Genomic DNA, 20,734 nt, shown 5'->3' with positions numbered 1-20,734 from the left:
AATGGATATATTCAGGCACCCGCTAAAGAGCTAGCGACTTTTTCCAGAAACTTGATTGGAGATTTAATAACGACCTCCGTTTTTACCCGAACAATAGGTTTACCTTTAAATCGCTCCTCGCCTGTTATTTTGATATCGATAGCTAGAATAACGACGTCGGCGGCAGCTATCTCATCGGGTGTTAATTCATTCTCAGTGCCAATCGTGCCTTGGGTTTCCACTTTGATCGCGTAATTTAACGCGTTGGCACCTTTAATTAGTTTCTCGCGGGCGATATAGGTATGCGCGATACCTGCCGTGCAAGCGGCAACACAAACAATATTCATTTTGAGCCTCGTCTTATGTCGGAGTGACAGGCGCTGTTTCTGCATACTGACTAAACAGCCGAATAATTTTATGGGGATCGGATTCGTCTAACAGTTGAGCAATCACCTCATCATCGGCCAGTGCACTGGCAACCTGAGACAGCAGGCGAATGTGTGTCGTGTTCTGATCTTCCAGACGCACGGCAAAGAGAATAATGCAGCGAACTTGGCTACCGTCGAGTGTTTCCCAGGGAATATCCTGACGGGTTCGGCCAATCGCGAGCGTGGTTTGTTTTACGGCAGATGATTTCCCATGCGGGATCGCAATATGGTTTTCAAAACCGGTTGAACCTTCGGCTTCGCGTAACCAGACATCGTGAATAAAGTCCTTTTTATTGGTAATAGCACCATCAGCATATAACAGATCGGTTAATTCATTAATGACTTCATCTTTATTGGTCGCGGACATATCTAACTTTACGCGGTTGGCATTCAGTATTTTATTGATATCCATATATCACACCTCATCTATAAATTTAAAAAATTAACCTTCGGAAAATAATCAGTGAGGGACGGCTTGATGTAGTTGATTAGCGATAACTCTTTCGGTAACACGTTTAATGTCATCGTCATTAAAAAAGGCGGATACATAAACAACCGGAATCAGTTGCTCTTCCAGATGAATCGTAGAAATAATCAATTCAATGTCTTCCTGCTGGCAGAATACCTGCATATTACTGGCTGATATCACGCCAACAATAATCCAGTCAGGAAATGCACGCAGAATACGGTTTTTTAGCAAATGTGACGTTCCCACGCCGCTGGAGCACACAACCAAAATACGTTTATGAGCAATTTGGCGTTCCAGCGCGGCTTGAAAATGAATGGTCAAATAGCCGACTTCATCCTCAGCGACGGGATTTAATTGAAATCGCAGACAGACTTCATTCATGGCTTGCTGAGTCATTTCATAAATATCGATAAATTCGATTTTGATATCGTCTAATAATGGATTTCGAATGTGTATTTGATACTTTAATCGGTTAAGCAACGGCTTGATATGAATAAGCAATCCTTCATGTAATAACTTATCCGTACGCAAGTCGATATTGATTAAATCAGAAAATACCTGTGTTAATGCACGTGTAATTCTGCGGGACTCACCATTAGAAAATTGGTAGCGGAGCAGTTGGTTATCCGCACGCTCTTCCATCACAATGCCTGAAGAAATAATATATTGGTAAATAAACCAGACTTCATCGGAAGGTAGCGTGTTCTCGACGCGTTGCTCTATTTGGGTCACCATATTTTGAGCGATGGAGAATATGCGATTATCAACCTGCTGATGAACAGCGTCTTCCGCCATGATGAGCGCTTTTCCCTGCGCAATGCGGTGCATCATAATTAACGTATGGGTGAAAATATTGATGTAATAAGGCTCGCCTAGCGGATAAGAAAGCGATTTCTCCATGTCTTGTAACAGCGCTTCGACGAAGGAAACGTCGTTTTCGCCGAAATAGTTAATCAGTGCCCTATAGCTACCGGGGTCGAGGCGCGAGTGGCTAAGTGAGCCGGGCTCTTTATGATGCATAACGTCATTAATAAGCGAAGCCATCGCCTGACGCACCTGATTCTCGCTGCCTTCAATGTGTGTGCCGCTCTGGCTGCGCACCAGCGATAATCCCAGTGGATGTAGCCAGCTTTCGATGATTTTCAGATCGTTAACGATAGACGCACTACTGATAAAGTAGCGTTCTGACAGTTTGCTGATGGAGGTTTCATGAGGCGTGTCGCTTAATAATTGTGAGGCGATTTTGACGCGGCGAGCATTGTTGATCAGCGCATCGGTCTCCCCATCATCCACGACAAGTTGCTGTTCCAGCAACATGATGTGTCGGTCGTCATCCGTTGTTAACATAATTCCCGCACCGACCTTTTTGTCTGGATAAATATTCCAGACAGAAAGGAAGGCTTCAACAAATTGCATATCGCGATAGACGGTTTTTTCCGACACATCCAGATAATGTGCAATATCTTTAACCGTTACATATCCCTGGTGTTGTAGCAGATATTTCAATAAACGGTTCTGGCGGGAGGTGAGTGGCTGCATCATATTACCCTCTGTGATTCGTTAGATTTTCTGATGCTTATCGGATTGATAATTTTTTCTAAATAATTTCCTTTTTTATTTTCTCTTTCGTTTTATTTGCATAGGGTGCTGTAATGATCAATCTAGTCGCGATAGTCGATAGGGACAATACTAAATGCTGTCCGCCGAATAGGACAAAAATAAAACAGGGTATTGAGTGGATATTAATTGGGATCGCGATCACGCTATCATGGGTAATAATTGTGATCTCACCTGCATATTAATTGTTTCGTTAAACAATGCAGTAAAAATAAGAATATGAGCAAGTCAGAGTGAGGGGAAATAAAAAAGGCAAGAAAGCCGTGGTGCGCTTTCTTGCCTGATTACGGAGGCGATGCCTGAACTGAACATCGCCTTATTTCAGTGAATCAGCGTATCGTGCCGATTAGAAATCGACATTCACACCGAGCTGGAAGGAACGGCCGGGTGCAGTAGACAGCGCGCGATCGTATTGTCCCTGTCGGTCATTGGTTTCAATCTGACGGCTGCTCAGGTAGTCCCAATATTTACGGTCAGTCAGGTTATACACGCCACCGCTGATTTTCACGTCTTTGGTCACGCGATAGTAGGCGGTCAGATCCACCATGCCATAGCCGGGAATCCGCATATATTCAGCTGTTGAGCCGGTAATAGCGGTGCCAGCATTGGTATAGCTTTCACGGCTGGTATCCTTTGCCTGTTTCCCTTTCTGGAAGGTCGACGTCAGGGCGGCGCCGTAGCGCTGAGAAGGATCGTCATAGGCGATGCCAACAACCGCTTTCATCGGCGCGACGCTGTCGAGATCGACATAGCGGTCGCCAAGGTAGCGAGACTGTGATTGACCTTTGGTGTAGCCAAACGCCAGCGTGGTGCTGAGTCCATCAACCGCTGGGAACCAGGTGCCTAGCTGTATTTTGCTGCTGACTTCACCACCGTAGATGTAAGCTTTATCACGGTTTTCGGCCTGAAATATCGTATTGATATTGCTCGGAACATTGGTAAATCTGTCTGGGTTCGTGCTACGACGGTAGCGGGTATTGGCGATAAAATTCTTATACGTGTTGTAGAACAGCGCTGTACGGAATGTGATCCCTTCCGTTGCTTCGCCTTTTAAGCCCCATTCTACGTTGTTGCTGGTTTCTGTTTTGAGGTCGCTATTACCGATAAAGGCATACTGTGCAGGTCCTGCAAAGTTGGCGTCAAGGTTGGTGCTGCCATAGAGCTGGCTGGCATCGGGGAACTGCGCGCCGCGGCGGTACTGCAAATAGGTCGTCAGCGTTGGGGTGATGTCGTAGAGGAAGCTCAGTGAAGGCAGGATTTGCGTATCACTGTTGGCTTTACCGTACAGTCTGTTGACATCGGATCCACTGATGACGCTGCCGTTGCCGCTCAGGCTAACCGTGTTGGTCGCTTTGGTACGTTGATGAACGGCGCGCACGGCAGGGACGACCGAGAAGGCGTGCCCGGCCAGATCCCAGGAGACGGTATCCTGCACGAAGCCGCCGACGTTATAGCTGTCACTATCGGCTTCTGGCTGCATGATGTTATTCGCACCCGTTTGATTCGGTGATTGCCTGAATGGGCGCTCGGTTTTAGTTTGGCTGGCATTGAGACCCCAACTAAACTCGTGACGATCCCAGCTTTTCACCAGATGGGTATCGAAGCCGTACGTTTTTACATTGTAATCAGAATAGACACGGTGGCTATCGGCTGCCGCCATGCCCGTTGTTGCAGGCAACCAGGTGTTGTCGTGAGACTCACTGTTTTGGAAGTAAACGCGGCTATCGATCATATCAACCAAGGTATTGTTGATCGGCGTCCAGCGATCTTTCAGGCTGGCGCTCCAGCGGCGAGTCTCGCTGCTTTGTTGTGCGGTGCCATAAATCGTATTATTGCCGCTCGGTAAGTTACCCCAGTAATCGTAGTGGGTATGGTTGGTTTTATGATAATAATCCAGCGTACCGGTGAGCTGGTGTTCATCATTCGGCTGCCAGATACCCGATGCCAGAATGGCATTAGAGTGCCAGTTTGCAGGGTAAGCGGCGATCTCGTCGCTGTTATTACGCGTTTGCTGGCCGTCACGTCGACTGAGCACGACAATGCCGCGCAGCTCGGTATCCCCGCCTGCGGCGGTGATACCGTTATGCCAACCATGGTTGGCAGAGTCGAAATCACTCTGGAAGCCAACATATTCCTGCTTATTCGCGTTTAAATAATCATCTGCTGATTTGGGACGGAACGAGACGCTGCCACCTAACGCATTAATCGTATTTTCCGCCGAGGTCACGCCAGATTCGATATTGACTCGCCCGTAGAGATAAGGGTCGACATAGTCGCGTCCCATGCCAAACGTATTAAAACCAGCCCTGCTGGCATAACTGCGCCCCGTTGCATTAGGCAGCGCGATGCCATCGGTATCAATGGCGACGCGGTTGCTTTCTATCCCGCGAATGTTGTAGCCCGTGTAGCCGCCACGATCAAAGCCACTTTTCCCTGTATTGCTACCGCCGCTGGAGCCTGTTGCGCTGATTAACGGCTGATAACGCATGATGGTGCCAAAGTCATTACCGCCAGACTTCTGCATATCGTTGGCTGTGATTGAAACGGACGAGCCCGCTTTTTTCTCAATCTCGGGCGCGTGCACGGTCATGACATCACCCGTCGGTTCCGTTTTCGCCGCTGCATTATCTTGATTCTTCACGTTGAGTGCGTTGTTGCCTGTGGTGCTATCCGCTGCCATGCTGTTCAGCGCGACGCCAGTCAAGATGCCGGTGAGAAGAATTTTATTTAAATTCTTGTTAATTAACATAATGATACTCTGCTATAAGGTTGTTCTGGCCAGCGGCGTTGGGGAAACATGGCGTGCTGGTAGCTAACGTCTGCAAGGGAAATGCAAAACGGCGAATAACATTAATTATCATGTGGTAATGATATTTATTATCAATATGTTAATCATTATCGTTTGTCGCGGCAATGATGATGAATAATTCTTAATGAAACGGTTTGTTGGCTATCAAAATCTAAAGCAGGCGGTGTCTGCGTGATGTATCAATGAGGTGTCATGAAATTACCGACGTACGAAACCGATCACTACGAGCTGGATGATGGCGAAGCGATTAACTGCGAGTACCCGGATTCATTCTGGATTCCGGCCAAGGCAGTGCGTGAATCGCTGGAACCCGGCGATTTTGTTAAGTTGATCTTCCGTATGGAGGAAACGGCAGGCTCTGATGACCTCTCGGTCGAAAGAATGTGGGTCAACGTGACGAAAAAGCATCCTGCGTTTTACGAAGGGGTTTTAGATAATAAACCTACGGGAAGCGACTGTGTGCAATGCGGCCAGACGATTACGTTTCATTCTTGCCATGTGATTGGTATCTATGAAGAGAATGAATAACGGCATCGCTAACACCGGTGATGTTCGTGCTGATATTCACTATGTTTAGCACCGCAGTGCGGTGCCCTTAGGGTGCAAGGTGACTAACGATGTTTATTGAAATACCCAAATCTGTTTTTCCACTGTTTCACGCAGCAGGCTGGCCGCATGTCGAACCACAATCAGTCCCGTCGTTTGTGCCAGAGAACCATCCTGCCGCTGACATCCTGCACGCGTTCGGTGGGCTGACGGTCGGGCAGAGCGGCGCAGGAGAAGAGTGCGCCAGCGGTGATATTATTTTTGGCGGCAGTGAGGACTTGCAGGAAGATGAAACGCTGCTGGAGTGGCAAGGCATTCTGAACACGACGCTGATCCTGATCGGCGAGACTCATCATTCGCATGCTGCCTTGCTGATGGATAGCGCGGGAGCCTGCTACGGGATGAGCTTTATACATGAGGCATTCTGGTTTGAAGGAGAGTCTTTTGAGGCCGCCGTTGAGTGCATTCTACTTGGCCGGAAGGGGAAACCCATGCTGCGGCCAGACCAATTGTCAATATCCGCATATGGCGAGACGATTACCACAGATCATCCGAGTGTCCACCACTACGACTAGCCGCCTTCTCCAGCCGCCGTCGGATTCACACCGGCTATCGCCCGGAGTGAGGGTTTTCTGAGAGCGGCATCGTTTCCTGTGACGCGGTTCCCTGCTAACTGTTCCCTGTGACATCACCTCATCAGATAAGGTACTATTCCCGCCAAACATACCGCCGCTATGGCGTGTCGGAAAGCGTAACAATCGCGCCGCGATGTGAGGAAAGTGAGATAAATGAGTGAGATGACTCATGACGGCGCAGAAAGCCTTGCGCTGCGCACGTTTACCGAAAATGCATACCTGAATTATTCCATGTACGTCATCATGGACAGGGCATTGCCGTTCATTGGCGATGGTCTGAAACCTGTGCAGCGTCGCATTGTGTATGCGATGTCCGAGCTGGGACTGAATGCCAGCGCCAAATTTAAAAAATCCGCCCGTACCGTGGGTGACGTGCTGGGTAAATACCATCCGCACGGTGACAGCGCCTGCTATGAAGCGATGGTGTTGATGGCGCAGCCGTTCTCTTACCGCTACCCTCTGGTGGATGGTCAGGGGAACTGGGGGGCACCGGACGACCCGAAATCGTTCGCCGCCATGCGTTATACCGAATCGCGGTTGTCCAAATACGCGGAAGTGCTGCTGTCAGAATTAGGACAGGGCACGGTCGATTACACCCCGAATTTTGACGGCACGATGCAAGAGCCGAAGATGCTGCCTGCGCGTCTGCCGAATATTCTGCTGAACGGTACCACCGGGATTGCGGTCGGGATGGCAACGGATATTCCACCGCATAACGTGCGTGAAGTCGCTGCTGCCGCAGTGATGCTGCTGGAAAACCCGAAAGCCTCGCTGGACGATTTGCTCCAGCATGTGCAGGGGCCGGATTTCCCGACGGAAGCCGAAATCATCACGCCGCGCGATGAAGTGCGCAAACTTTACCAGAACGGTCGTGGTTCGGTGCGGATGCGCGCGGTCTGGAAGAAAGAAGACGGTGATGTGGTCATTACTGCGCTGCCGCATCAGGTTTCCGGTGCCAAAGTGCTGGAGCAAATTGCCAGCCAGATGCGCGCGAAGAAGCTACCAATGGTGGAAGATCTGCGTGATGAATCCGATCACGAGAATCCAACCCGTTTGGTGCTGGTGCCGCGCTCGAACCGTATCGATATGGATCAGGTGATGAATCATCTGTTCGCGACTACCGATCTGGAAAAAAGCTACCGCGTTAACATGAACATGATCGGTCTGGATGGTCGCCCTAGCGTGAAAGGGCTGGTCGAGATCCTGAGCGAGTGGCTGGTATTCCGTCGCGACACCGTGTGCCGCCGACTGAACTACCGTCTGGAAAAAGTGCTCAAGCGCCTGCATATCCTCGAAGGTTTGCTGATTGCGTTCCTGAACATTGATGAAGTGATTCATATCATCCGCACGGAAGATGAGCCGAAGCCCGTTCTAATGCGCCAGTTCAGCCTGAGTGAAACACAGGCTGAAGCGATCCTGGAGCTGAAATTACGTCACTTGGCCAAGCTGGAAGAGATGAAAATCCGCGGTGAGCAGGGCGATTTGGCCAAAGAGCGCGATCAGCTGCAAGCGCTGTTGGCGTCAGAGCGTAAGCTCAGCAATCTGATTAAGAAAGAAATTCAGTCTGATGCGCAAGCTTATGGTGACGATCGTCGTTCACCGCTGCATGAACGCGGCGAAGCGAAAGCGATGAGTGAACACGACTTTGTGCCGTCTGAGCCGGTTACCATTGTGCTGTCGGAAATGGGCTGGGTACGTAGCGCCAAAGGGCATGACATCGATCCGACCGGTCTGAGCTATAAAGCGGGCGATAGCTTCCGTGCCGCTGCTAAAGGTAAGAGCAATCAGCCCGTGGTGTTTATTGACTCCACTGGCCGCAGCTATGCGCTGGATCCGATCTCAATGCCTTCTGCGCGCGGTCAGGGCGAGCCACTGACGGGCAAACTCACGCCGCCGCCGGGTGCGACGATTGAACAGGTGCTGATGGCCGCAGACGATCAGCCGTTGCTGATGGCATCGGATGCGGGCTATGGATTTGTCTGTACCTTCAACGATCTGGTGGCGCGTAACCGCGCAGGTAAAGCGATTATCACGCTGCCGGATAACGCGAAGGCGCTGGCACCGATCGAGATCAAAGGCGAGGATAACCTGCTCATGGCGATCACCGCCGCAGGCAGAATGCTGCTGTTCCCTGTCTCCGATCTGCCGCAGTTGTCGAAAGGCAAGGGCAACAAGATTGTGTCCATCTCCTCGGCTGATTTTGCGGAAGGTAAAGATCGTCTGACCTGGCTGTATCTGCTGCCACCGCAGGCTTCCGTCACGCTGTATTTCGGCAAGCGCAAGCTGGTGCTGCGTCCGAACGAGCTTCAGAAGTATCAAGGCGAGCGCGGACGGAAAGGGACCTTGTTGCGCGGTCTGCAACGCATCGATCGGATTGAGGTAGATGCGCCGCAGCAGGTTGACACTGGCAACAGCGAAGAATAACTCCCCCCTATTGTCGTTGTGCATGTTGAGAAAGGCGGTGTTTACCGCCTTTCTTTGGTTTCCGGTTGCCATCCCGCAGCAAATTGAATCACCGTGTGTTTTAGCGCGAAATCGCTATACTAGCGGCGGCTTTCGGCTAATGAGGTTGCTATGTTATCCATTTTGCGTTTTTTTGTTGTCGTTATCTTTTCGATTTTGATCTGTATTTTTGGCTTATTTTACTGCCTGTTCAGCCCTCGAAATCCCCGTCATGTAGCGACTTTCGGCCGTCTTTTTGGTCGTTTGTCCGTGGTGTTTGGCCTGAAAGTAGAAATGCGGATACCGGAAGAAGCGGCGCATTATGGCAACTGCATCTATATCGCGAATCATCAGAATAATTACGATATGGTCACGGTATCCAGCGCAGTTCAGCCTCGTACCGTTACCGTGGGTAAAAAAAGCCTGCTGTGGATTCCATTCTTCGGGCCACTCTATTGGTTGACGGGTAACCTGCTGATTGACCGTGAAAACCGTGCCAAAGCGCATGGCACTATCGCTCAGGTGGTGAAGCATATTAAAGAGCGTAATACCTCTATCTGGATGTTCCCTGAAGGTACTCGCAGCCGTGGACGCGGCCTGATGCCATTCAAAACTGGCGCGTTTCATGCCGCCATTAGCGCAGAAGTGCCGATTGTGCCGATTTGCGTTTCGACTACCAGCAATAAGGTGAAATTAAACCGCTGGAATAACGGCATTGTGATCGTAGAAATGCTGCCACCGATTGATACCCGTGCATATACCAAAGATCAGGTCCGTGAACTGGCTACACATTGCCATGATGTGATGGCGGCCAAGATTGCGGAGTTGGATGCGGAAGTCGCGGCCCGCGAAGCGGCAAACAAAAAATAAGTTCACCCCATCGGTTATTGGATTATTCCTTAGTTAAACTTTGCTTACGGTTAATGGATTTACGGAGTCATTATGTCACTCAACCGACGTCAGTTTATTCAGGCATCGGGCCTTGCGTTATGTGCGGGTATGACGCCACTGGCGGCGAAAGCCAGTGGGAATCCTGCCGCATTGCCGATACCGCCATTACTGGAGTCGCGTCGAGGCCAGCCTCTCTTTCTGACCATGCAGCGTGCCCATTGGGCGTTTTCCGGTGACCGTAAGACATCCATTTGGGGAATCAACGGCCGTTATTTAGGGCCGACGGTGCGAGTCTATGACGGCGATGACGTTAAGCTGATTTACAGCAACCGCCTGAACGAGCCTGTTGCAATGACGATCGGTGGGTTGCAGGTGCCGGGGCCGCTGATGGGTGGCGCTGCCCGCATTATTTCTCCTGGCGGCGATTGGTCACCCGTGTTGCCGATTCGTCAGTCGTCGGCGACCTGCTGGTATCATGCAAATACGCCGAACCGTATGGCGCCCCATATCTATAACGGGTTGGTTGGGCTATGGCTGGTGGAAGACAGCACCAGTAAATCGCTGCCGCTGCCTAATCACTACGGTGTTGATGATTTCCCATTGATTATTCAGGATAAACGACTGGATAACTTTGGTGTACCTCTCTATAACCCGCCTTCTAGCGGTGGATTCGTAGGGGACTCGCTGTTAGTCAACGGCGTCCAAAGCCCCTTTGTTGAGGTTTCTCGCGGCTGGGTTCGCCTGAGATTACTGAACGCATCGAACTCCCGCCGTTACGTGATGCGACTGAGTGATGGACGGGCGATGCACGTGATCGCCAGCGATCAAGGGCTGCTACCGGCTCCGATGGCCGTGAACCAGCTTTCTCTCGCGCCCGGTGAACGACGTGAAATTCTGATCGACATGTCACAAGGCGAGGAAGTCACGCTGACAGCCGGTGAATCCGCTGGGATTATGGATCGCCTGCGCGGCCTGTTTGAGCCTTCCAGCATCCTGATTTCGACCCAGATACTGACGCTTAAGCCGACGGGGCTGTTGCCATTGGTAACGGATAACCTGCCGATGCGTTTGCTGGCCGATAACATTATTGAAGGCAGCATCAGCCGCACGCGAGAATTCCGCCTGGGTGACAGTTTGCCTGGCATCAATGGCGCGATGTGGGATATGACGCGTGCCGATGTACAAACCCAGCTTGGTCGCTGCGAGCGTTGGATTATCCACGCCGACACGCCGCAGGCTTTCCACATTCAGGGCGTAAAATTCCTGGTGCGCAGCGCGAATGGTCGCCCACCGGCGGTGGAAGACAGCGGCTGGAAAGATACGGTATGGATCGATAATGATGTCGAGCTGCTGGTTTATTTCATGCAGCCTTCCTCAATGGCGTTTCCCTTCCTGTATTACAGCCAAACGCTGGAACTGGCCGATCGCGGTTCGACAGGGCAGCTCATCGTACAGTCTGCGATGTAAACCTATAGCCCACCAGTCACCTTCCGCTATTATCCCTCTGCCGTGACCGATGTTACGGCAGCCCTGTCTGACCGCGATGTTTCCGATGCCCACTTGCTTCTTAATGTGATCCACCTCTATTCAGACAAACCAAAATTAAAGATGCGGAGCCGTGCGGACGATACCTTATATATTGATGTTGCTATGAATTAAGAGTGAATTGTTGTTTAGCGTACGTACTGTTCCGTGTCTGATAAGTACTAAAAAAACATTTTTAATTACAACAATTTCAGAGCCAGAGCGTTTCGTTTCGCCATGAAATCAGGTTCACTTCTGTTTTAACCTGTACGCAGCCAGACGCTGCGTCACTAAAAAAGGCTGCACTATGCGGGAATTACTGCTTTGGCTCAGGGATCAACTGGCTGGTGCATCGTCGGCGCCTCGCTATATACAGCTCGCGTCGTTGCTTGAATCAGAAATCGGTCGCCGTAAGACGTTGTCAGGCCAGTTCTTACCTGCGGAAAGATTGATTGCGCAGCAGTTGGGCTTATCGCGCGTGACGGTTTCTCGGTCCCTGTCGCTGCTGGAAGAAAAAGGACTGGTTACTCGCCAGCAAGGGGTGGGAACCCGCGTTACTCAGCGGCTGAATTATGCTTTGAGTGCCGAGGATGAAGGGTTCACTGCGCTCGTGCTGAAACAAGGCGGCATCGCTGGCAGCCTCTGGCTAGAGCGATCAATACAGGTACCGCCTGCTAGCATCGCGGAAAAAATGTCTTTGCCGGAAGGCGAAGCCGTCACCTATCTGCGGCGTGTCCGGCTCAGTAATGGCGAACCCGTCTCGCTGGAAACGACCTGGATTCCGCAAAAATTCTTACCCGACCCAGAAACACTCGAACAGTCGCTCTATCAATATTGGATAACGGGTGGGGTCATACCGGACAAAAAACGCTATCGTTTCAAAGCGATTGCCTGTGCGGCAGAAATCGCTACGCTTCTGGGTATTGCGGCGGAAGCCCCTGCGCTGTATTGCCAACTGCATGTTTATAACGAGCAGGGTGAACTGCTGGAATACAGCGAAGCGCACTGCCGTAGCGATGTGTATGAGATTCAGTTTGCTGATTAGAGGAAGAATGCCAGCACGGAGAATGCTGGCATCAAAGATGGATTAGTCGTTTCTTGGTTCGTCAGGATCCGAGCCCAGACGTTTTCCGCAGTCCAGCTTGGTAATTTCACTCAGCTCGTCTTTATCCAGACGGAAATCAAACACCTCGAAGTTTTCCTTGATGCGTGCCGGCGTCACCGATTTAGGAATCACCACTAGCCCACTGTCCAGATGCCAGCGGATCACAATCTGTGCCGGTGTTTTCCCGTATTTCATCGCCAGTTTACGGATAATAGGGTGATCAAAGACCCCTTCACCACCCTGCGCCAGCGGGCTCCAGGATTCAGTCTGGATATGGTGTGTGGCATTCCAGGCATGGAGCTGCTTTTGCTGGAGAAGCGGGTGCAGTTCGACCTGATCGATGACCGGCAATACGCCAGTTTCTTCTTTTAATCGCTGTAAATGGTGAATATGGAAATTACTGACGCCGATACTTTTCGCCAGACCTTGTTCCTGAAGTTTGATGAGTCCACGCCAGGCATCCACGAAGGTATTTTGCTGCGGGAGCGGCCAGTGGATCAGATAGAGATCGATATAATCTAACCGAAGTTTTCTCAGGCTCTCTTCCAGCGCTTTTTGCGGATCGGTGTGATCGCCATTCCAGAGCTTGGTGGTGATGAATACCTCTTCGCGCGGTAAATTCGCGGAGCTCAGCGCCTGACCGACCGCTTCCTCATTCTTATAAATCGCGGCGGTATCGATCGCCCGATAACCGATGGACAAGGCTTCATTCACGGCGATCGCCGTGTCTTCACTGCTTGCTCGCCAGACCCCAAGGCCCAACTGGGGCATGATATTGCCGTCCGCCAGCTTAACTTTCGGTTGCGTCATCTCATTCTCCTTTTATATCCGTTAATCCATAAACGTATCATAGGCTTAACTGGATGGGCGACCTGTTCATATCACGGACAGAGAGGAACGTGATCCCTCGCAGGAACAGGCATATGATTTCATTCTAGTAGAAAAATTCGTCGGCTATACGTTACCTGATGATAAAGGGAGCCGATTGGCTTACTGCCGATCGTATAAGCATCGAGATACACGGGGCGACCACAGGGGTGAGGCGTCCCTACGGGAACCTCCCCCTGTGTTTCCCCTAACAACGGGCTTAAGTGACCAGTATTAGCCGATTGGCTCCCCTTAACAGACACAGCATTGAGGGGGATAGATGTGGTTTAAACGATAGCGTTTTCTCCTGTAACTCGAGTTATTGAGGACTGAGGGGCTTAACGCGCCGCCTCGTAAATCTTCTGGCTTTCTTCCAATGTTATGTCGCGGTGCTCGCCTAGCGCAGTCAGGCCGTGCTCGCTGAGTTTGGCGACCAGTGTCGGAATGGAACTGCCATCCAACTGATAGTCAGACAGGCGGGTCGGTACGCCCATTTTTTCAAAGAAGTCACGCGTGGCGGCAATCGCGCCATCGATACGTTGGTCTTCGCTACCGTCGCGCAGGTTCCAGACGCGCTCGGCGTATTGCAGCAGCTTGTCGCGTTTCTGGGCTTTTCTTGCCGTCAGCATGGCGGGCAGAACGATAGCCAGCGTTTGGGCATGGTCGAGGCCGTGCAGCGCCGTTAATTCGTGCCCCAGCATGTGGGTTGACCAATCCTGCGGCACACCTGCACCAATCAGGCCGTTCAACGCCATGGTGGCGCTCCACATCACATTGGCTCTGACCTTGTAGTTTTCCGGTTCAGCCAGCGCACGCGGGCCTTCTTCAACCAGCGTCAGCAGCAAACCTTCCGCAAAACGATCCTGTACTTTGGCATCGACGGAATACGTCAGATACTGCTCAACCGTGTGAACGAAGGCATCGACCACGCCGTTCGCGATCTGGCGAGCGGGCAGGGTGTAAGTCACGACCGGATCGAGCACGGCAAAAAGCGGCTGTGTGTATCGTGAACGGAAGGCGAGCTTATCGTTGGTTGATTTACGGGTGATGACTGCACCGTTGTTGGATTCCGAACCGGTTGCAGGCAGGGTAAGTACCGCCGCCAGTGCGACGCCGCGATCGATTTCCGCGCCACCCGTTTGCAGAATGTGCCACGGGTCTTGTGCAGCCTGATAGTCTGCGGCAGCAGCGATAAATTTCGTGCCATCGACGACAGAGCCACCGCCAACCGCTAGCAGGAAATCAATCTTCTCTGCACGGACGACCTCAACAGCTTTCATCAGCGTTTCATACGTCGGGTTCGGCTCAATGCCGGAAAACTCGCGTACGTTGCGGCCTTCCAGTGCGCGATAGACCTGATCCAGCACGCCATTGTGCTTCACGCTGCCGCCGCCGTAAGTGATGAGGATGCGGGCATCGGCAGGAATTTCTTTGCCTAATTCAGCAATCTGGCCTTCGCCAAACAGAATCTTGGTCGGGGTATGAAGTGTGAAATTTAGCATGGGTTATTTGTCCAGTTTAAAGCCCTGTTGAAGGATCGCGGGCAAGACTTTCGGGAAGTAGATGTGTTGGTAGTAGCTGGCGGTGTTATCACCCCAGTTGTCGCCGTCTGCGCGGCCAGTTTGCTGCCAGTGTGTCACCAGCGTGTGGTTATATTGCTCAATCGCGGCAGGCAGAACGTCCTGATGATAGGTTTCATCATGGCGGAATGAATCCAGCGGCAGGCGCGGTTTCTGGTGTGCTGGGGTATCGACGTAGCCGATGGCGACGCCTGCAACGGGGAACGTTAGTTCAGGGAGTTGCAGAAAATCGATCAACTCCTGTGGTTCGCGACGGATGCCGCCAATCGGGACGATGCCCAGCCCAAATGAGCGCGCAGCGGCCATCAGCGTGCCGAGTGCGATGCCGACATCCGTTGTGCCAGCGATCAGGCTTTCGAGACTTTCATGCGCGTGCTGCTGTTTGCCGCTCATGGCAATCCCGAGCTGCGTTTTATGCATATCTAGCACTACGGTGATGAACACGGGTGCTTTGGCAATCCACGGTTGTCCACCAGCCAGTTCGGCAATGCGTGCCTTGCGTTCTGGGTCGCGGGTGACGATGAGCGAGACTTGCTGAGAGTTCACAGACGTCGGGGCCAAATGTGCGGATTGAATAATGGCATCCAGTACGTCATCGGGAATAGGTTTATCAAGGTAGCTACGTTCGCTGCGGTGTGACGTAAACAGTTCAGTCGTTTTATTCATGTCTTTTCCCGGGGGATGAGGGGACGAAGGTATGCTCAGTATTGTCATCAACCTATGGAAGACGTTCAATGCACATTTCTGTTTGGTTATTGCCTATTTCTACAAATCATAAGAGAAAAGGGTGATAATAATTCACGGGTATGTCATTTTGTTTCCCCTGTCAGGAGAGAGGCTTCAGGCAGGAAAAAAGAGCCGGTAGCGAGATAACACTATATTTATGGAGACCAAGGCATGTTGATGGAGACCAGGGCATGTTGACGGAAAACCAAGGCATATCGACGGAAAGCCAATGTGAGCAGCTTGTTCAGCAACAGACCGTGCGGCAGCGTATCGTGCAGCAGGCAATACGCTGTTCAACCAAAAGTTGGGTCACGCCTTCGCTCGTGCCTCAGGTCAGAATTCTGTATACGGAGCAGCATCATCCGCGTGTGCCGGTGATGTATGAGCCGACGATCGTCATCATTTTTCAGGGCCAAAAAATTGGCTATCTGGGCGGAAAAACGTTTCAGTACGACCCGGAAAATTACCTCTTAATGACCATTCCGCTGCCGTTCGAATGTGAAACGATAGCCAGCGTTGATAACCCGCTGGTAGGGATGTCGATCAGCATCGACATCCAAATGCTTCAGGATTTGCTGATCGACATCGGTGATGATGACAGTGCGATCCGTCCCTGCTCTTGCACGTGCGGGGTGAACAGCGCGCCGTTGAGCGATGAGATTCTGTGCGCCGTTGAACGGCTGCTGGATGCGATGAATAACCCGCGCGATGCCCGCGTGTTGGGCCCGACGATTGTGCGCGAGATTATTTATCATATGCTCTGTGGCGAAAGCGGTGCGGCATTACAGGCGCTGGTGAATCGGCACACGCACTTCAGCCAAATCGCCAAAGCACTGCGGCGCATCGAGAATCACTACGCCGATAACCTCAATGTGGAGCAGTTGGCTGCCGAGGTGAACATGAGCGTCTCTGCGTTTCATCATAACTTCAAGGCGGTCACCAACACCTCGCCATTGCAGTATCTGAAATCCTATCGCCTGCATAAAGCGCGGGTGATGATGATCAACGATGGCCTGAGAGCCGGCGTTGCAGCGGCTCGCGTCGGATATGAAAGTGCGTCGCAGTTTAGCCGGGAATTTAAACGCTATTTCGGTGCGACGCCGGGCGACGAAGTGACAAGATTAAAGGCCACTAATATGGCGGTTGAAGAAAGCTGAAGGCGGCAATCAATCACACGGTTACCGGATTAGGCGACCGTGCGTTTTTTACGCCATACGATGACAGCCATACCGATAAGGCCGCTGATCAGTAAAATAATCGGCAGCAGGATCAGTGCAGTCATCACCTGATCTTCATAGCGTTTGACCAGCGGGATATGGCTGAGCGCATAGCCGAGCGTGACAATCCCCCCGACCCACAGCAGCCCGCTGAGCCAGTTGAAAATCTGAAAACGTGTATTGTTTAACCCTGAAATCCCCGCCATTGTTGGCAGCAGCGTGCGGATAAAGGCTAAAAAGCGGCCAACCAATAGCGCCGTCATGCCGTGACGGTGGAACAGGTGATAGGCGCGCTGGTGGTAATGTGCAGGAAGCTGCAACAGCCAGCCTTTTACCAGACGGGTATCACTTAGCCAGCGTCCTTGAAGGTAGCTGAGCCAACAGCCAAGGCTGGCGGCGATGGTAAGCAGAATCATCGTGGGGAAAAAGCTCATCACGCCTTTGGCAATCATGGCACCGGTGAGCAGCAGCAGGCTATCGCCGGGCAGAAAAGAGGCGGGTAGCAGGCCGTTTTCCAGAAACAGCGTCGTGAACAGAATACCGTAAATCACCCAAATGACGTGGGGATCGGCCAGTGCACTAAAATCCTGTTGCCAGAGCGCCTGAATAATGTCGTGAACCATACTCATATTACTTCCCGCCAGTGACGATATTCACTATCTCTCAGGCCGCGGCGGTGGAATGCTGGGTTACCTGAAATCTACTGCCTATCAAGCCCTAAAATCAGTCTACCCGTCATACTTCAAGCTGCATGTGCGTTGGCTTCCTTTGTTCACCCCAGTCACTTACTTGAGTAAGCTCCTGGGAATTCACTACGTCGCCGCCTTCCTGCAACTCGAATTATTTAGGGTATATGGGGCAAAACGCCTTACCGCATTGTGAGAATACGATAAGGCTTAATGCTTAATTTTTGGTTAAGGTAACGCGGTTTTTTAGTAAGCGTTGACTCATTATTATCATAACGCATTACCCACCGCGTCGCAGGGGAAATCAAGACGCGGCGGTTTTATGGCCGTCACACTTCCTGTATTTTGTTTCCTTCCTGTATTTTTTTCCGGTCGTATGGCAGTGCGTCGCTGATTAAGAGCCGAGTCTGTCAAAGCCTGCGGCCAGATCGTCGATCAGATCGTCACTGTCTTCAAGTCCAATATGTAACCGAATAAGTGTGCCGGTAAAGTCCACGCCGCTCACAGGACGAATAGCCGCCAGTTCTTCTGGCTGATTTGCCAGAATCAGGGACTCAAATCCGCCCCAGGAATACGCCATGCTGAAATGCTCAAAATGGTCCAGATAGTGCGCCAACGTTTCTTTGCTTAATTTCTCTTTCAGGACGAATGAGAACAAGCCGTTACAGCCGTTAAAATCGCGCTCGTAGAATTCATGCCCTTTGCATCCTGGCAATGCAGGATGATTAACGACTGCGACTTCTGGCCGTTCCGCCAGCCATTTCGCAATGCGGATACTGCTTTCCTGATGCTGTTTGAGTCTGACGCCCAACGTGCGCAGGCCGCGGCTGGCGACGTAGGCGGTATCAGCATCCACCATTTGCCCCATCAGGTAAGAGTGTTCACGTAGCTGTACCCAGCAGCGTTCGTTAGCGACTGCGGTGCCGATCATGGCATCGGAATGGCCGACGATATATTTCGTACCCGCCTGAATCGAGATATCAATATCGAAGTCGAACGCCTTGAATAAAATGCCCGCCGCCCAGGTATTATCAATCATGATGACGATCTCGGGATTGATACGGCGTACGGCTTGGACGATGGCGGGGACATCGTGTACTTCCATGGTGATAGAGCCCGGCGATTCAAGAAAGACGACTTTGGTATTGGGCTGGATCAGCTCGGCGATATCGGCACCGATGAGCGGATCGAAATAGGTGGTGCTGACGTTCAGCTTGTTGAGCACTTTCGAGCAGAAATCCTGCGTGGGTTCGTAGGCCGATTCCGTTACCAGAATATGATCGCCAGCCGCGACGAAAGAGAGGATCGCGTTAGAAATGGCAGCCGCACCACAAGGGTACAGTGCACAACCTACGCCGCCTTCCAGTTCCACCATCGCTTCCTGAAACGAGAAATGGGTCAACGTGCCACGGCGACCGTAGAACAGCGCACCTTTAGCTCGATTAATGGTGGCGTGCTTCTTGTCCTGCACGGTATCAAATACCAGAGAGGACGCGCGCTGAATAACGGGGTTGACGGAGCCGTGGGTGAATTTCTTGCTGCGTCCTGCGGCGACTAACGCTGTTGCCGTTTTTTTGCTTGTCATGACCACTATCACCTTTTCTGTTCAGTCCTGCCGAATGACTCAATACGCCTGCTCTTCCCGACCGTGAACGCTGGGAAATTACGGGGCATCATTGGATTTATTAGGATTCGATTTATAAGGTCTACGTTATCACGGCTGGAACGGCGTGTGGGCGGGTTTTGTCATGACAGAAAACTTGCTCGATATTGCGAGCATTCCCGCAGCGAAAGGGGCTTCCGCCGATTTTGATAAGATAAGGCAGAAGGTAGGTGAAAATATTTCAGGTAAGACAACGCGAAGGAAAGCGCCATGTTTTTCTGCATTGCTGCGAATGACATGGCGCAATTGAGATGTGTTAACCCGTATGGACGCCAAAGAATTTAGGCAGCCAGAGCGAGATGGCTGGAATGTAGGTGACCAGCATCAGCACAAAGAAGAGCCCACAGTAGAAGGGCAGCATCGCTTTAACAACCTGTTCTATCTTCTGTTTACTCACTGCACTGGCGACGAAAAGCACCGACCCTACCGGTGGCGTAATCAAACCGATCCCAAGGTTCACCAGCATGATCATGCCGAAATGGACCGGATCGATGCCGAGTGAGATGGCGACAGGCAGCAGAACGGGAGTCAGAATCAGGATCAGCGGTGCCATGTCCATCAGCGTGCCGACCAGTAACAGCATGATGTTAATCCACATCAGGATGACGTACTTGTTATCTGAAATGGAGGTAAAAAACTCGGTAATGCGGCTTGGCAACTGCATGTAGGTCATGATAGCACCGAACGCGGCGGCGAAGCCGATCAGGATCATCACGATCGTGACGGTTTTTACCGTGCGGTACATCAGCTTGGGCAGTTCTGACCATTTATAATCTTTATAGATAAACATGGTCACGAAGAAGGACCACAGGCAGGCGATGGCCGCAGACTCGGTCGCGGTAAAAATACCGGACAGAATCCCCCCCATGATGATGACGACTGTCATCAGCCCCCACAGCGTATCGACAAAGATTTTTAGCGCCTGACGAAACGGCACACGTTCGCCTTTCGGGTAACCGCGTCGATGCGCAAAACCGACGCACATCACCATCAGGGTCAGGCTGAGCAGCAGACCGGGCAGGATCCCTGCGATAAACAGTGAGGCAATGGAAACCGTGCCGCCGGTTGCCAGCGAGTAGATCACGGAGTTGTGGCTAGGTGGTGTCAGAATGGCCTGCACGGAACCGCTGGCGGTGACGGCGGCGGAGAAGTCGCGCGGATAACCCTTCTTCTCCATTTCCGGGATCATCACTGAGCCGATTGAGGCCGTGTCTGCCACGGAAGAGCCGGATATCGCACCGAAAAATGTCGATGCCACGATGTTAACCAGCGATAAGCCACCGCGAATAAAGCCGACAAAGATGTACGCGAAGCTAACCAGACGACGGGCGATACCGCCTTCAGCCATAATAGCGCCAGCCAGAATAAAGAAGGGAATCGCCAGCAGCGAAAATTTGTTCACGCCGTTGGTAATTTGAATCATGACTGCCTCAAGTGGCAAATCGATCCAGAAAGCGCCAACAATCGCGCTCAGCCCTACCGCGTAGGCGACGGGAACGCCGACCGCCAGCAGCACAGCCAGCGTGGCAACAAGAATAAATGCATCCATG

18 protein-coding genes are annotated in these 20,734 nt (G+C 51.6%); 8 read left to right on the top strand and 10 right to left on the bottom strand.

Going from position 1 to position 20,734, the window contains the following annotated elements; genetic code table 11:
• Window positions 1-11: 11 nt before the first annotated feature.
• The 4 genes from DUT67_RS20190 to DUT67_RS20175 form a co-directional block, all read right to left on the bottom strand.
• Window positions 12-326 carry a PTS fructose transporter subunit IIB gene (locus DUT67_RS20190; protein ID WP_010297459.1) on the bottom strand — a complete coding sequence of 105 codons (315 nt, stop codon included), beginning with the start codon at window positions 324-326 and terminating at the stop codon, window positions 12-14.
• Between the two features lie 13 nt (window positions 327-339).
• Entirely contained in the window at window positions 340-819 is a 480-nt protein-coding gene (locus tag DUT67_RS20185) for a PTS sugar transporter subunit IIA (protein WP_048258406.1), read from the bottom strand.
• A 48-nt stretch (window positions 820-867) separates the two neighbouring features.
• Window positions 868-2,418 (bottom strand): transcription antiterminator, encoded by a 1,551-nt coding sequence (locus DUT67_RS20180; RefSeq protein ID WP_080965204.1) that lies wholly within the window; start codon window positions 2,416-2,418, stop codon window positions 868-870.
• Between the two features lie 421 nt (window positions 2,419-2,839).
• On the bottom strand, window positions 2,840-5,242 hold the full coding sequence (locus DUT67_RS20175; protein WP_048258408.1) for a TonB-dependent receptor: 2,403 nt from the start codon (window positions 5,240-5,242) through the stop codon (window positions 2,840-2,842).
• Between the two features lie 252 nt (window positions 5,243-5,494).
• Here DUT67_RS20175 and DUT67_RS20170 point away from each other — a divergent pair, with 252 nt between their 5' ends.
• The 6 genes from DUT67_RS20170 (at window position 5,495) to DUT67_RS20145 (ending at window position 12,385) form a co-directional block, all read left to right on the top strand.
• On the top strand, window positions 5,495-5,830 hold the full coding sequence (locus DUT67_RS20170; protein WP_048258409.1) for a DUF2314 domain-containing protein: 336 nt from the start codon (window positions 5,495-5,497) through the stop codon (window positions 5,828-5,830).
• An 89-nt stretch (window positions 5,831-5,919) separates the two neighbouring features.
• The gene (locus tag DUT67_RS20165) at window positions 5,920-6,423 is read left to right on the top strand and encodes an SUKH-3 domain-containing protein (RefSeq protein ID WP_048258410.1); all 504 of its coding nucleotides are present in this window, start codon (window positions 5,920-5,922) and stop codon (window positions 6,421-6,423) included.
• Window positions 6,424-6,636: 213 nt separating this feature from the next.
• Window positions 6,637-8,907: a DNA topoisomerase IV subunit A gene (gene parC, locus DUT67_RS20160; RefSeq protein ID WP_048258411.1), complete on the top strand. Its 2,271-nt coding sequence runs from the start codon at window positions 6,637-6,639 to the stop codon at window positions 8,905-8,907.
• 150 nt (window positions 8,908-9,057) lie between these two features.
• On the top strand, window positions 9,058-9,795 hold the full coding sequence (locus DUT67_RS20155) for a 1-acylglycerol-3-phosphate O-acyltransferase (protein ID WP_048258412.1): 738 nt from the start codon (window positions 9,058-9,060) through the stop codon (window positions 9,793-9,795).
• A 72-nt stretch (window positions 9,796-9,867) separates the two neighbouring features.
• Window positions 9,868-11,283 (top strand): cell division protein FtsP, encoded by a 1,416-nt coding sequence (ftsP, locus tag DUT67_RS20150; RefSeq protein ID WP_048258413.1) that lies wholly within the window; start codon window positions 9,868-9,870, stop codon window positions 11,281-11,283.
• A gap of 364 nt (window positions 11,284-11,647) precedes the next feature.
• Window positions 11,648-12,385, top strand: coding sequence for a GntR family transcriptional regulator (locus DUT67_RS20145; protein ID WP_011091978.1), 738 nt, complete (start codon window positions 11,648-11,650; stop codon window positions 12,383-12,385).
• A 42-nt stretch (window positions 12,386-12,427) separates the two neighbouring features.
• Here DUT67_RS20145 and dkgA read toward each other — a convergent pair whose 3' ends face one another.
• From dkgA to DUT67_RS20130, 3 genes are all read right to left on the bottom strand, one after another.
• A complete protein-coding gene (gene dkgA / locus DUT67_RS20140; protein ID WP_048258414.1) occupies window positions 12,428-13,255 on the bottom strand; it encodes a 2,5-didehydrogluconate reductase DkgA in 828 nt (275 codons plus the stop codon).
• 395 nt (window positions 13,256-13,650) lie between these two features.
• On the bottom strand, window positions 13,651-14,814 hold the full coding sequence (gene yqhD / locus DUT67_RS20135) for an alcohol dehydrogenase (RefSeq protein WP_048258415.1): 1,164 nt from the start codon (window positions 14,812-14,814) through the stop codon (window positions 13,651-13,653).
• Window positions 14,815-14,817: 3 nt separating this feature from the next.
• Window positions 14,818-15,558, bottom strand: coding sequence for an NADPH-dependent oxidoreductase (locus DUT67_RS20130; RefSeq protein WP_048258416.1), 741 nt, complete (start codon window positions 15,556-15,558; stop codon window positions 14,818-14,820).
• A 251-nt stretch (window positions 15,559-15,809) separates the two neighbouring features.
• Between DUT67_RS20130 and DUT67_RS20125 the strand changes: the two genes are divergently transcribed.
• The gene (locus tag DUT67_RS20125) at window positions 15,810-16,775 is read left to right on the top strand and encodes an AraC family transcriptional regulator (RefSeq protein WP_048258417.1); all 966 of its coding nucleotides are present in this window, start codon (window positions 15,810-15,812) and stop codon (window positions 16,773-16,775) included.
• Window positions 16,776-16,804: 29 nt separating this feature from the next.
• On the opposite strand, the gene DUT67_RS20120 is transcribed toward DUT67_RS20125, so the two are convergent.
• Window positions 16,805-17,464: a DedA family protein gene (locus tag DUT67_RS20120; RefSeq protein ID WP_048258418.1), complete on the bottom strand. Its 660-nt coding sequence runs from the start codon at window positions 17,462-17,464 to the stop codon at window positions 16,805-16,807.
• A gap of 451 nt (window positions 17,465-17,915) precedes the next feature.
• Window positions 17,916-19,106 carry a cystathionine beta-lyase gene (metC, locus tag DUT67_RS20115; protein WP_048258419.1) on the bottom strand — a complete coding sequence of 397 codons (1,191 nt, stop codon included), beginning with the start codon at window positions 19,104-19,106 and terminating at the stop codon, window positions 17,916-17,918.
• Between the two features lie 163 nt (window positions 19,107-19,269).
• Here metC and DUT67_RS20110 point away from each other — a divergent pair, with 163 nt between their 5' ends.
• A complete protein-coding gene (locus tag DUT67_RS20110) occupies window positions 19,270-19,434 on the top strand; it encodes a hypothetical protein (protein WP_157860046.1) in 165 nt (54 codons plus the stop codon).
• Window positions 19,435-19,440: 6 nt separating this feature from the next.
• Here the strand turns inward: DUT67_RS20110 and DUT67_RS20105 are convergent, their stop codons facing one another.
• Window positions 19,441-20,733 carry a TRAP transporter large permease gene (locus tag DUT67_RS20105; RefSeq protein WP_113632204.1) on the bottom strand — a complete coding sequence of 431 codons (1,293 nt, stop codon included), beginning with the start codon at window positions 20,731-20,733 and terminating at the stop codon, window positions 19,441-19,443.
• Window position 20,734: the final 1 nt, after the last annotated feature.

Origin of the sequence: Pectobacterium peruviense, assembly GCF_003312355.2 — a bacterium.
Lineage (GTDB): Bacteria > Pseudomonadota > Gammaproteobacteria > Enterobacterales > Enterobacteriaceae > Pectobacterium > Pectobacterium peruviense.
The sequence above is the reverse complement of the archived record's forward strand: the minus strand, read 5'-3'. Positions and strand labels throughout refer to the sequence as shown.

Coding starts and splice junctions, on each gene's coding strand:
- DUT67_RS20190 (WP_010297459.1), bottom strand. CDS start 326: ATGAATATTGTTTGTGTTGCCGCTTGCACGGCAGGTATCGCGCATACC.
- DUT67_RS20185 (WP_048258406.1), bottom strand. CDS start 819: ATGGATATCAATAAAATACTGAATGCCAACCGCGTAAAGTTAGATATG.
- DUT67_RS20180 (WP_080965204.1), bottom strand. CDS start 2,418: ATGATGCAGCCACTCACCTCCCGCCAGAACCGTTTATTGAAATATCTG.
- DUT67_RS20175 (WP_048258408.1), bottom strand. CDS start 5,242: ATGTTAATTAACAAGAATTTAAATAAAATTCTTCTCACCGGCATCTTG.
- DUT67_RS20170 (WP_048258409.1), top strand. CDS start 5,495: ATGAAATTACCGACGTACGAAACCGATCACTACGAGCTGGATGATGGC.
- DUT67_RS20165 (WP_048258410.1), top strand. CDS start 5,920: ATGTTTATTGAAATACCCAAATCTGTTTTTCCACTGTTTCACGCAGCA.
- parC (WP_048258411.1), top strand. CDS start 6,637: ATGAGTGAGATGACTCATGACGGCGCAGAAAGCCTTGCGCTGCGCACG.
- DUT67_RS20155 (WP_048258412.1), top strand. CDS start 9,058: ATGTTATCCATTTTGCGTTTTTTTGTTGTCGTTATCTTTTCGATTTTG.
- ftsP (WP_048258413.1), top strand. CDS start 9,868: ATGTCACTCAACCGACGTCAGTTTATTCAGGCATCGGGCCTTGCGTTA.
- DUT67_RS20145 (WP_011091978.1), top strand. CDS start 11,648: ATGCGGGAATTACTGCTTTGGCTCAGGGATCAACTGGCTGGTGCATCG.
- dkgA (WP_048258414.1), bottom strand. CDS start 13,255: ATGACGCAACCGAAAGTTAAGCTGGCGGACGGCAATATCATGCCCCAG.
- yqhD (WP_048258415.1), bottom strand. CDS start 14,814: ATGCTAAATTTCACACTTCATACCCCGACCAAGATTCTGTTTGGCGAA.
- DUT67_RS20130 (WP_048258416.1), bottom strand. CDS start 15,558: ATGAATAAAACGACTGAACTGTTTACGTCACACCGCAGCGAACGTAGC.
- DUT67_RS20125 (WP_048258417.1), top strand. CDS start 15,810: ATGTTGACGGAAAACCAAGGCATATCGACGGAAAGCCAATGTGAGCAG.
- DUT67_RS20120 (WP_048258418.1), bottom strand. CDS start 17,464: ATGAGTATGGTTCACGACATTATTCAGGCGCTCTGGCAACAGGATTTT.
- metC (WP_048258419.1), bottom strand. CDS start 19,106: ATGACAAGCAAAAAAACGGCAACAGCGTTAGTCGCCGCAGGACGCAGC.
- DUT67_RS20110 (WP_157860046.1), top strand. CDS start 19,270: ATGACAGAAAACTTGCTCGATATTGCGAGCATTCCCGCAGCGAAAGGG.
- DUT67_RS20105 (WP_113632204.1), bottom strand. CDS start 20,733: ATGGATGCATTTATTCTTGTTGCCACGCTGGCTGTGCTGCTGGCGGTC.